The organism is Amycolatopsis sp. 3B14 (assembly GCF_050958625.1).
Lineage (GTDB): Bacteria > Actinomycetota > Actinomycetes > Mycobacteriales > Pseudonocardiaceae > Amycolatopsis_E > Amycolatopsis_E thermoflava.
The window spans coordinates 92,399-102,761 of sequence record NZ_JBHZEN010000060.1 but is presented as its reverse complement, the minus strand read 5'-3'; the positions used below and the strand labels follow the sequence as shown (position 1 = coordinate 102,761).

Below are 10,363 nucleotides of genomic sequence, written 5' to 3'. Positions count from 1 at the left end.
ACTCCTTCGTGAACTCAGGCGGTGGGCTCGAGGGCCTTGGCGGGCCCGATGTCCTCGGTGCGGGGCAGGTGGCGGCTGATGAAGTACTTGTAGATCGCGCCGCCGATGACCGCGCCGACGATCGGCGCGAGGATCGGGACCCACCAGTACGGGTTGCCGTACTGGTCGCTCCACGCGGTGTCGTAGCCGGTCAGCCAGGACGCCAGGCGCGGCCCGAAGTCGCGGGCCGGGTTGATGGCGTAGCCGGCGTTGGTGCCCCAGGCCATGCCGATCGCGACGACCAGGAAGCCGACGACGACCGGGCCGAGGTTGGCCGCCGGCGCGGTGTTGCGCAGGTCGGTGATCGCGAAGATGACCAGCGCCAGGATCGCGGTGCCGATCACCTGGTCGCGGAAGGCGCCCCAGTCGCCCACCGGCAGGGTGCCGTTGCCCGGCAGGGTCGAGAACACGCCCTGGGTCTTGATGGTCAGGCCCGGGTCGACGGCGTTCAGGACCTCGGTGTAGTTCCAGCGCACCAGCAGCGCGGCGACGAACGCGCCGGCGGTCTGGGCCAGCGCGTAGGGCGCCACCTTGCGCCAGGAGAAGCCCTGGAACACGGCGAGCGCGACGGTGATCGCGGGGTTGAGGTGGGCGCCGCTGATCCGCGATGCGACGTAGACGCCCAGCGTGACGCCGATGCCCCAGGCCCAGGCGATGCTGTCGTGGTCCCCGATGCCGGCGGCCGACACCTGGGCCACCACCCCGCATCCGAACAGGATGAGGATCATCGTCCCCACGAACTCGGCGGCGAGTTCGCCGGCGAGTCCGTGAGCCTTGAGGCTTCGCGTCATTGCTTCCTCCACAAAGGACCGGTTCCCCCATTGGTGACGCCGAAGCTATGACCGGCGGTGAGACCGCGGCAACGCGCGGTGGTCGGCATTGTCGAACACTCGGAAGTGCGGTTCGACATTGTCGAACCCGCGGCGGGCGGGTTAGGGTCCCCGCTGTGCCGGGTCCCATCCAGTCCATCGAGCGCGCCGCCGCGATCCTCCGGCTGCTGGCGCGCGGTTCCGGGCGCCTCGGCGTCGTGGAGATCGCCGAGTCGCTGGAGCTGGCCAAGGGCACCGCGCACGGCATCCTGCGCACCCTCGCCGGCGTCGGGTTCGTCGAACAGGACCGCGACACCGGCAAGTACCAGCTCGGCGCCGCCCTGCTGCACCTGGGCAGCAGCTACCTCGACGTGAACGAGCTGCGCTCCCGCGCCATCAACTGGGCCGACGCGCTGGCCGCCCGCAGCGGCGAGGCGGTGCGCATCGGCGCGCCGCTGGAGGGCCGGGTGCTGGTGGTGCACCACGTGTTCCGCCCGGACGACAGCCCGCAGACCCTGGACGTCGGCGCGATGCTGCCGCTGCACGCCACCGCGCTGGGCAAGGTGCTGCTCGCCTACGACGCCGCGCTGCTGGCGTCCTGGCGCGCGGCCGGGCCGGAGGCCTACACCCGGCGCACCCTGCCGCCTGCCGCGGTCGCCCGCGCGCTGGCCGAGGTCCGCCGGGCAGGCTGGGCGGCCGAGCGCGGCGAGATGGTGCCCGGCGAGGCCGGGATCGCCGCGCCCATCCGCGGGCACGGTGGCATCGTGGTCGGCGCGATCGGCGTCTCCGGCGCCGAGGACCGGATCTGCGAGCCCAGCGGGCACCCGAAACCGCGGCTGCTGGAGCAGGTCCGCGACGCGGCCAGGGCGGTCTCCCGCGACCTCGTCGCGTCCCGGTGAGGAGGAGGTGATCCGGTGCAGCACTACGTGATGGCGGTCGACCAGGGCACCACGTCGACCCGGTGCATCCTGTTCGACGCCCGCGGGCGGCTGGTGTCCGTGGCGCAGCGCGAGCACCAGCAGCACTTCCCGCGCCCGGGCTGGGTCGAGCACGACGCGACCGAGATCTGGCGCAACCTCGGCCGGATCGTGCCGCAGGCGCTGGCCGACGCGGGCATCGGCGCTGAGCAGGTCGCCGCGCTCGGCATCGCCAACCAGCGCGAGACGACCGTGCTGTGGGACCGGCACACCGGCGTGCCCGTGGGGCGGGCGATCGTGTGGCAGGACACCCGCACCGACGCGATGGTCGAGGCGCTGGCCCGGGAGCCGGGCGCGGACCGCGTCCGGCGGCTGTGCGGGCTGCCGCTGGCAACGTACTTCTCGGCGCCGCGCATCCGCTGGCAGCTGGAGCACATGCCGGGGCTGCGCGAGCGGGCCGAGCGCGGGGACGTGCTGTTCGGCACGATCGAGAGCTGGCTGATCTGGAACCTCACCGGCGGGCCGGACGGCGGCGTGCACGTCACCGACGTCACCAACGCCTCGCGCACGATGCTGATGAACCTGCGGACGCTGTCCTGGGACGACGAGCTGCTGGAGTTCTTCGACGTGCCGCGCGCGATGCTGCCGGAGATCCGCTCGTCCACCGAGGTGTACGGCACGACGTCGCGGGTGGTGCCGGGGATCCGGATCGCCGCCGCGCTCGGCGACCAGCAGGCCGCGTTGTTCGGCCAGACGTGCTTCGCGCCGGGCGAGGCGAAGTGCACCTACGGCACCGGCAGTTTCCTCCTGCTCAACACGGGGACCACGCCGGTGCTGTCCACGCACGGCATGCTCACCACGGTCGGGTTCCGCATCGGCGAGGAGCCCGCGGTGTACGCGCTGGAAGGCTCGATCGCCGTCACCGGCTCGCTGGTCCAGTGGTTCCGCGACGGGCTCGGCCTGATCGGCAGCGCGCCGGAGATCGAGACGCTGGCGCGGACGGTGGAGGACAACGGCGGGTGCTACATCGTGCCGGCGTTCTCGGGGTTGTTCGCGCCGCACTGGCACAGCGAGGCGCGCGGCGTGATCGCCGGGCTCACCTCCTACATCACCAAGGGGCACCTGGCGCGGGCGGTGCTGGAGGCCACCGGCTGGCAGACGCGCGAGGTGGTGGAGGCGATGAACGCCGACTCCGGGCTCGCGTTGTCCACGCTGCGCGTCGACGGCGGGATGACCGCGGACAACCTGCTGATGCAGTTCGTCGCGGACGTCCTGGACGTGCCGGTGGTGCGCCCGATGGTGGCCGAGACGGTGTCGCTGGGCGCGGCCTACGCGGCGGGGCTGTCGGTCGGGTACTGGCCGGACCTGGAGGGGCTGCGGCGCAACTGGCACCGCGCCGGCGAGTGGCTGCCGGAGATGGACCCGTCCCGCCGCGAGCGGGAGTACGCGCACTGGCGGCAGGCGGTGGAGCTGACGTTCGGTTGGACCCGCCCGTCCCCGGCGGCGACCGCAGGCACCGACGTGACCGAGCTGGTGCAGGCCGACCACCGGCGGATGGAGGAGCTGTTCCGGGAGCTGCGCAACGACGAGGCCGACCGGGCCGCACTGGCGGGTGAGCTGGTGTCGCTGCTGACCGCCCACGCCACGGCGACTTCGCGGGTCCTGCACCCGGCCGCGCCCGGGACGGACATCGCCGCCGACGTGCGCGCGCTGGCGGAGTCCGCTTCGGAGAAGGCGTTGCTGCGCCTGGAAACCGTTGTGGAGGACCACATCCGCGCGGAGGAGCGCGGTCTGCTGAACGAGCTGCGCCGCACGGTGTCGCCCGCCGAGCGGCTGAGCCTGGGGCGGGCGTTCGCGGCGGAACGCGCGCGCCGGCTGGACGCCACGCCGGATCCACGGCGCGGGCTGCGCCTGTGAAGGGCAGCCCACGCCGGAGTGTTCAGCGGATCAGGTCCTCCACCGTCGGGGCGATCGTGCCGAACAGGTCGCCGATCGTCGTCAGGGCCGCGGTACGCAGCGTGCCCGCCGCCACCGGCGTGCCGTCCGGGGCAGGCAGGCTCCGCGTGGCGGTGGCCTCGGCGACGACCGTCGGGCGGTAGCCGCGGTTGAAGGCGCCCTGGGCGGTGAACGTTACGCACATGTGGGTCATGAAACCGGCCAGCACCAGCTCCGTGCCGGAACCCAGCTCGCGCAGCACCTTCTCCAGCCCGGTCTCGTGGAAGGCGTCCGGGAACCGCTTGACCACCACGGGCTCACCCTCGGCGGGCGACACCTCGGGGCTGATCGCGCCGATGTCGGCCCGGATGTCGTACGGGCTGCCGGGCCCGCCGTCGTTGATGACGTGCACGACCGGCGCGCCGGCCGCGCGGGCGGCGGCGAGCAGGCGGGCCGCCGCGGCGAGAGCGGGCTCGGCGCCTTCGAGGGCCATCACCCCGGTGCGGTAGGTGTTCTGGAAGTCGATCAGCACGACGGTGGCGTCGGCGAGCCGGGGCAGCCCGGCGCCGAGGCCCAACACGTCCCGCAGGGTCGGGGAAACGGGCATGACGAAACTCCTTCTGGGCAGGGAAACGGCAGGCGCGGCGGGAGTGCCGCGCCCGGAATCACCGGGTCAGACGGTGGTGCGGAACCGGCGTCGGTAGGCCGCCGGCGTGGTGCCGATCTGCTTGCGCATCGCCCGGTGCAGGGTCTCCACCGAGCCGAGCCCGCATGCCGCGGCGATCCGGTCCAGCGGCTCGTCGGTGCTCTCCAGCAGACGGCGCGCGGCCTCCACCCGGGCGGCCTCGACGTAGGCGGCCGGCGGATGGCCGGTCTCCTGCCGGAAGACCCGGGCGAAATGCCGCTCGCTCAGGCACATCCGGGCCGCCAGCGCCGCGGTGGACAGGTCGCCGTCGAGGTGGTCGGCGATGAACATCCGCAGCTCGTCGATGTCCCGGCGGGAGGCGGGCGGCGTGCTCAGCGGGACCGAGAACTGGCTCTGCCCGCCCTGGCGCTTGAGGTACATGACCAGCTGCCGCGCCACGTCCAGGGCGACCTCCTCGCCGAGGTCCTCGGCCACCAGCGCCAGCGCGAGGTCCATGCAGGCGCTGATCCCGGCGCCGGTCCACACGTTCCCGCTGCGCACGAAGATCGGGTCGGGGTCCACCCGCACCGCCGGGTGGTCGGCGGCCAGCTGCGCGGCGGTCGACCAGTGGGTGGTGGCGGTCTTGCCGTCCAGCAGCCCGGCCGCGGCCACCACGTGCGCTCCCACGCACACCGAGGCGACCCGGCGGGCCTGCGGCGCGGTCGCCTTGACCCAGGTCACCACCTCCTGGTCGATCCGCGCGACCGGCCCGTCCGGGCGCAGGTCGACCGCGCCGGGCACCAGGAGCGTGTCCAGCGCGCCGTCCACGTCGGCGAACGCCAGATCCGTCACCAGCCGCACCCCCGCCGACGTGGCCACCACGCCGCCGTCCGGTCCGGCGAGCTGGACGACGTAGCCCGCCGAGCCCCGGGTCGCCCGGTTGGCCAGCGTGAACACCTCGGCCGGGCCGGTGACGTCGAGGAGGTCGACGTCGGGGAAGACCGCGATCACGACACGGCGGGTGGTTGGCATGCACCCATCGTGACCGGCGGCCGGCCATGGCGGCAATGACGGTGTTCTGTCACATCCGGACACGCCTCACAATCGAGGGCGCTGTCTCGTCGAACAGGGGGAGCACGTCACCGAGGGAGCCGCCATGACCACCGATCCGGGCCTGAGCGCCGTCGTCAGCGAGCGGCGCCAGCTGATCAACCTCGCCTACCGGCTGCTCGGCACGCTGGCCGACGCCGAGGACGTCGTGCAGGAGACCTACGCCCGGTGGTACTCCCTGTCCCGCGCGCAGCAGGAGGCGATCGCCTCCCCGGGCGCGTGGCTGACGACGGTGGCCAGCCGGATCTGCCTCGACCTGCTCGGCTCGGCCCGCGCCCGCCGCGAGCGGTACGTCGGCGAGTGGATCCCGGAGCCGCTGCCCGACCGCGGGTCCGCCGCCGACCCGGCCGACCGCGTCACGCTCGACGAGTCGGTCAGCATGGCCTTCCTCGTGGTGCTCGACGCGATGACCCCGGCCGAGCGGGTGGCGTTCGTGCTGCACGACGTGTTCGGCTACCCGTTCGCCGAGGTCGCCGAGATCGTCGGCCGCACACCCGCGGCGTGCCGTCAGCTGGCCACGTCGGCGCGGCGCCGCGTCCGCGACGCGCGGGTGCCCGCCACCTCCGCCGAGCAGCGGGCGGCGGTCGTGCGGAACTTCAAGCGCGCGTGGGAAAACCGGGACATCCGGGCGCTGGTCGGCCTGCTCGACCCCGGCGCGACGGTGGTCGCCGACGGCGGCGGGCTCGTCAGCGCCGCGCCGCACCCGATCGAAGGCGCGGCGGAGATCGCCCGCTACATGGCCGCGCTCGTCGAGCAGGCCCCCGGCCTGGGCCTTGAGGAACGCCCGGTCAACGGCCAGCCCGGCCTGGTGGTCCGGCACGCCGGCCGCACCGAGGCGGTGCTGGCGTTCGAGGTCGACGGCGACCGCGTCAGCCGGATCTGGGCGGTGCGCAACCCGGAGAAACTGCGGCCCTGGACCGATTCCTGACCCCTGCCCGGTTTGTCTAGGCTGGTGCCCGGACGACGGGGGTGGGCGATGAGCGTGCGCAGTGCGGAGTTCCACGAGATGGTGGACGCGCTGGCGGAGGTCGAGCGCGGCAAGGGCAGCGAGTACACGTCCTTCAGCGTGCGCGGCAAGCGGTTCGGCTACTACTGGCCGCGCACGGAGACCGTGGGGCTGAAGCAGACGCTGATCGAGCAGCAGGCGCTGGTCGCGGAGCGGCCGGAGGTGTTCGAGGAGCAGTTCACCGCCGGCGGGTTCGGCTGGGTGGTGGTCCACCTGGCCGGCATCGACGCCGACGAGCTGGCCGAACTGGTCTACGAGGCGTGGCGGCTGTCCGCGCCGGAGGAGCTCATCGCCGCGCAGCCGTTGCCGCGCTAGCGATCACCACGTCACGGGCGGCACGATCTCGCCGGTCGCGCGCCCGTCCGCGGTGAGCAGCCAGCCCATCCGCTTCGGGGTGCGCAGGTTGATCCCGTTGTCCCGCACGGTGAGCCACGGCAGCTTCTCCCCGATGAGGCGCTCCAGGCGCAGCAGATCGGCCAGCGACCGGGTCCACACGGTGAACGCGATGTTGCTGTCGCCGGTGGTGGACAGGCACATCCGCAGCTCCGGCAGCGTGGTGATCGCGTCGACGGTGCGTTGCTGGTCGGCCGGGGCGACGCTGGCCAGCCAGGTGCTGCTGATCGGCCAGCGCGACACCGACTGGGCGACCTCGCACCGGAACGACAACAGCCCCGAGGCGAGCAGCCGGGCCAGCTGCCGCCGCACGGTCGCCGGGTTGCGGCCGGTCAGCGACGCGAGCTCGGCGGCCGTGCGCCGCCCGTCGTGCGCCAGCGCGGAGATCAGCGGACCCGCGTTCGGCGGCGGGGTCACGCCCGGCGCCGGGCGGGTGGCCCGGGCGGCGGCATCGAACGCCAGCTCCTGCGACCGGTTCAGCGCGTCCAGCCGCCACGAGCTGCCGTCGCGGTGGGTGGCGCTGACGACGTGCGTGCGCTGCCGCTGCAGGCCGGGCATCCGCGGCAGGTCGTCGAGCACGAACGTGGTGAGCCCGGCCAGGTCGGGGGTGATCACGGTGAGCAGCAGGTCCCGGCCGCGCGTCGACTCCTCGACGGTGACCGCCCGCGGATCCGCGCACACCGCCCGCACCACCTCGTCCCGCGCGCCGGGCAGGCAGTCCACCTCGACCAGGGCCAGGACGACTCGCCGGTAGTCGCCGCCGGGGTGGGCCGTCACCCACGCCACCCCGGCCTCCCGCAGGCGGGCCCAGCGCGCCGCCACCGTCGCCGGGGTCGTGCCCAGGATCCTGGCCGCGTCCGCCCAGGTCACCCGCGGCGCGATCTGCATCCCGTGGAGCAGCTCGAGGTCCCGCTCGTCCAGATCCGGATGCACGAAAACCTCCCCGATCCCGGAAACGGTGCGCGAATCATTCGATTTCGGCGGCCAAAGGGTAGCCGTTGCGCAAACTCCTGGGAACAACGTGACGACGAGGAGGGCGAGAACGGATGTCGGTCGTGGCGGACGCCAGGGCGATGGCGGAGGACCTCATCCGGCTGCGGCGGGACCTGCACCGCGAGCCGGAGGTCGGCCTGCACCTGCCCCGCACGCAGGAGCGCGTGCTCGCGGCGCTGGACGGCCTGCCGCTGGAGATCACCACCGGCCGCAGCTCCACCGCGGTCACCGCCGTGCTCCGGGGCGCCGACTCCGGCCGGGCGGTGCTGCTGCGCGCCGACATGGACGGGCTGCCCGTGCAGGAGGCGACCGGGCTGGACTACGCCTCGCGTGCCGAGGGGACCATGCACGCCTGCGGGCACGACCTGCACACCGCGATGCTCGCCGGCGCGGCCCGGCTGCTGTCCGACCGCCGCGACCGGCTGGGCGGGGACGTGGTGTTCATGTTCCAGCCGGGGGAGGAGGGCTGGGAGGGCGCGCGGGCCATGATCGACGAAGGCGTGCTCGACGCCGCAGGCCCGCGTGTCGAGGCCGCCTACGGGCTGCACGTGTTCTCCACGTTCGAGCCCGGTTTCACCAGCAGGCCAGGGCCGATGATGGCCGCTTCGGCGTCCTTCGCGGTCACCGTGCGCGGCCGCGGCGGGCACGGCTCCGCCCCGCACCTGGCGCGCGACCCGGTGCCGGTCGCCGCCGAGATGATCACCGCGCTGCAGACGATGGTCACCCGCCGCTTCGACGTCTTCGACCCCGTGGTGCTCACCGTCGGGGTGGTGCGGGCGGGATCCCGCAGCAACATCATCCCGGAGACCGCGCGGTTCGAGGCCACCGTCCGGACCTTCTCCCGCGACGCCGGGCAGCGCGTGCGCGACGCCGCGGTCCGGCTGGTGCGGGGCATCGCGCAGGCCCACGACGTCGAGGCCGACGCCGAGTACCTGGAAGCCCGTCCCGCGACGGTCAACGACGACGGCGAGACCGCGTTCGCCCGCGACGTGGTGCGCGAGACGTTCGGCGACGACGGCTACGCCACCATGCCCAACCCCATCGCCGGCGCCGAGGACTTCTCCCGCGTCCTGGCCGAGGTGCCCGGCTGCTTCCTCGCCCTCGGCGCGCTGCCCGCCGGCGCCGACCCGCGCCGGGCGGCGTTCAACCACAGCCCGCACGCCGTGTTCGACGACTCCGTGCTCGCCGACGGCGCGGCCCTGTTCACCGAGCTGGCACGACGCCGGCTCGCGTCCGAAGGAGACCGACCATGACCGAGACCGCGCAGCGCGGCACCCGGGCCCCGGCCACGCGCCGCACCACCACGCTCGTCGGCACCGGCCTCGGGCACGCGCTCGAGTGGTACGACTGGGGCATCTACGCGATCTTCGTGCCGTTCTTCGCCACCCAGTTCTTCGACCGCGGCAACCAGTTCTCCGCGATGCTGTCCAGCCTGGCCGTGTTCGCCGTCGGGTTCGTCGCGCGGCCGCTGGGCGGGCTGCTGTTCGGCTGGTTCGCCGACCGCGCCGGGCGGCGGACCGCGATGACGGTGACGGTCGCGACCATCGCGGGCGCCAGCTTCGCCATCGGTGTCGCCCCCACCTACGCCGCCGTCGGAGCGTGGGCGTCGCTGATCCTGCTGCTCGCCCGCGTGGTGCAGGGCCTGGCCTGCGGCGGGGAACTGCCGTCGGCGCAGACCTACCTGTCCGAAATGGCGCCCGCGGCCCAGCGCGGGCGGTGGTCCAGCCTGATCTACATCGCCAGCGTCTTCGGCAACACCGTCGGCGTCGTGCTGGGGCTCGTCCTCACGGTCGTGCTGACGCCGGAGCAGATGCAGTCCTTCGGCTGGCGCATCCCGTTCCTGCTCGGCGGCGTGTTCGGGCTGGTGGCCGTCTACATGCGACGGAACCTGGCCGAGAGCGAGACGTTCACCGCGTCGCGGCGGCGCGAGAAGGCCCGGCTGTGGCCGGCGATCGTGGAGCACCGCAGGCAGGCGCTGCAGGTGATCGGGCTGTCCGTCGGGTTCACCGTCGTCTACTACTCGTGGGTTATCGCCGCCCCGGCGTACGCGATCAGCTCCCTGCACATCGGGTCGACCGCCGCGCTGTGGGCCGGGGTCGGGTCGGCGGTGATCCTCATGGTCACGATGCCGTTCTGGGGCATGCTGTCGGACCGGATCGGACGCAAGCCGGTGCTGCTGATCTCCACCCTCGGGTGCGCGGCGCTGCTGTTCCCGGTGCAGTTCCTCGTGCGCACCAGCGCGTGGCAGCTGTTCCTGGGCATGAGCCTGGCGGCGGTGTTCATCTCCGCGGGCGTGTCGATCCTGCCCGCGGTGTACGCGGAGATGTTCCCGACCGCGATCCGCGCACTGGGGCTCGCCGTGCCGTACTCGATCGCCGTCGCGGCCTTCGGCGGGACCGCGCCGTATCTTCAGGCGTGGGTGGGCGCCGAGTTCGGCCGGTCCGCCTTCACCGGATACCTCGTCCTGCTGATGCTGGTGTCCACCGCCGCCATCGCCACCCTGCCCGAGACCCGAGCCAAGGAACTGAGCTGAACC

At 73.4% G+C, this 10,363-nt stretch carries 10 protein-coding genes; 6 read left to right on the top strand and 4 right to left on the bottom strand.

Translation table 11 applies throughout. From position 1 onward, the window contains the following. Nucleotides 1–14: 14 nt before the first annotated feature. A complete protein-coding gene (locus tag ACCP09_RS30950) occupies nucleotides 15–830 on the bottom strand; it encodes an MIP/aquaporin family protein (protein WP_017982659.1) in 816 nt (271 codons plus the stop codon). A gap of 155 nt (nucleotides 831–985) precedes the next feature. Between ACCP09_RS30950 and ACCP09_RS30945 the strand changes: the two genes are divergently transcribed. Continuing rightward, the gene (locus ACCP09_RS30945; RefSeq protein ID WP_027930008.1) at nucleotides 986–1,747 is read left to right on the top strand and encodes an IclR family transcriptional regulator; all 762 of its coding nucleotides are present in this window, start codon (nucleotides 986–988) and stop codon (nucleotides 1,745–1,747) included. A 30-nt stretch (nucleotides 1,748–1,777) separates the two neighbouring features. Continuing rightward, nucleotides 1,778–3,682: a glycerol kinase GlpK gene (gene glpK, locus ACCP09_RS30940; RefSeq protein ID WP_433752265.1), complete on the top strand. Its 1,905-nt coding sequence runs from the start codon at nucleotides 1,778–1,780 to the stop codon at nucleotides 3,680–3,682. Between the two features lie 22 nt (nucleotides 3,683–3,704). Here glpK and ACCP09_RS30935 read toward each other — a convergent pair whose 3' ends face one another. Next, complete coding sequence (locus ACCP09_RS30935; RefSeq protein ID WP_378331863.1) at nucleotides 3,705–4,307, bottom strand: isochorismatase family protein; 603 nt, start codon at nucleotides 4,305–4,307, stop codon at nucleotides 3,705–3,707. Between the two features lie 66 nt (nucleotides 4,308–4,373). Further along, complete coding sequence (locus ACCP09_RS30930) at nucleotides 4,374–5,357, bottom strand: GlxA family transcriptional regulator (RefSeq protein ID WP_433752213.1); 984 nt, start codon at nucleotides 5,355–5,357, stop codon at nucleotides 4,374–4,376. A gap of 124 nt (nucleotides 5,358–5,481) precedes the next feature. On the opposite strand from ACCP09_RS30930, the gene sigJ reads away from it, so the two are divergent. Both sigJ and ACCP09_RS30920 read left to right on the top strand, forming a co-directional pair. Beyond that, nucleotides 5,482–6,363, top strand: a complete 882-nt coding sequence (gene sigJ, locus ACCP09_RS30925) for an RNA polymerase sigma factor SigJ (protein WP_027930004.1) — start codon at nucleotides 5,482–5,484, stop codon at nucleotides 6,361–6,363. Nucleotides 6,364–6,411: 48 nt separating this feature from the next. Continuing rightward, on the top strand, nucleotides 6,412–6,756 hold the full coding sequence (locus tag ACCP09_RS30920) for an MmcQ/YjbR family DNA-binding protein (protein ID WP_433752211.1): 345 nt from the start codon (nucleotides 6,412–6,414) through the stop codon (nucleotides 6,754–6,756). Nucleotides 6,757–6,759: 3 nt separating this feature from the next. Here ACCP09_RS30920 and ACCP09_RS30915 read toward each other — a convergent pair whose 3' ends face one another. Beyond that, a complete protein-coding gene (locus ACCP09_RS30915) occupies nucleotides 6,760–7,767 on the bottom strand; it encodes an Lrp/AsnC family transcriptional regulator (protein WP_433752209.1) in 1,008 nt (335 codons plus the stop codon). A 113-nt stretch (nucleotides 7,768–7,880) separates the two neighbouring features. Between ACCP09_RS30915 and ACCP09_RS30910 the strand changes: the two genes are divergently transcribed. Together ACCP09_RS30910 and ACCP09_RS30905 are read left to right on the top strand one after the other, a co-directional pair. Further along, complete coding sequence (locus tag ACCP09_RS30910; protein ID WP_433752207.1) at nucleotides 7,881–9,080, top strand: M20 metallopeptidase family protein; 1,200 nt, start codon at nucleotides 7,881–7,883, stop codon at nucleotides 9,078–9,080. Continuing rightward, nucleotides 9,077–10,360 carry an MFS transporter gene (locus tag ACCP09_RS30905; protein WP_027930001.1) on the top strand — a complete coding sequence of 428 codons (1,284 nt, stop codon included), beginning with the start codon at nucleotides 9,077–9,079 and terminating at the stop codon, nucleotides 10,358–10,360. Before ACCP09_RS30910 ends, ACCP09_RS30905 begins: the two co-directional genes overlap by 4 nt. Nucleotides 10,361–10,363: the final 3 nt, after the last annotated feature.

Coding starts and splice junctions, on each gene's coding strand:
- ACCP09_RS30935 (WP_378331863.1), bottom strand. CDS start 4,307: ATGCCCGTTTCCCCGACCCTGCGGGACGTGTTGGGCCTCGGCGCCGGG.
- ACCP09_RS30910 (WP_433752207.1), top strand. CDS start 7,881: ATGTCGGTCGTGGCGGACGCCAGGGCGATGGCGGAGGACCTCATCCGG.
- sigJ (WP_027930004.1), top strand. CDS start 5,482: ATGACCACCGATCCGGGCCTGAGCGCCGTCGTCAGCGAGCGGCGCCAG.
- ACCP09_RS30905 (WP_027930001.1), top strand. CDS start 9,077: ATGACCGAGACCGCGCAGCGCGGCACCCGGGCCCCGGCCACGCGCCGC.
- ACCP09_RS30930 (WP_433752213.1), bottom strand. CDS start 5,357: ATGCCAACCACCCGCCGTGTCGTGATCGCGGTCTTCCCCGACGTCGAC.
- glpK (WP_433752265.1), top strand. CDS start 1,778: ATGGCGGTCGACCAGGGCACCACGTCGACCCGGTGCATCCTGTTCGAC.
- ACCP09_RS30920 (WP_433752211.1), top strand. CDS start 6,412: ATGAGCGTGCGCAGTGCGGAGTTCCACGAGATGGTGGACGCGCTGGCG.
- ACCP09_RS30950 (WP_017982659.1), bottom strand. CDS start 830: ATGACGCGAAGCCTCAAGGCTCACGGACTCGCCGGCGAACTCGCCGCC.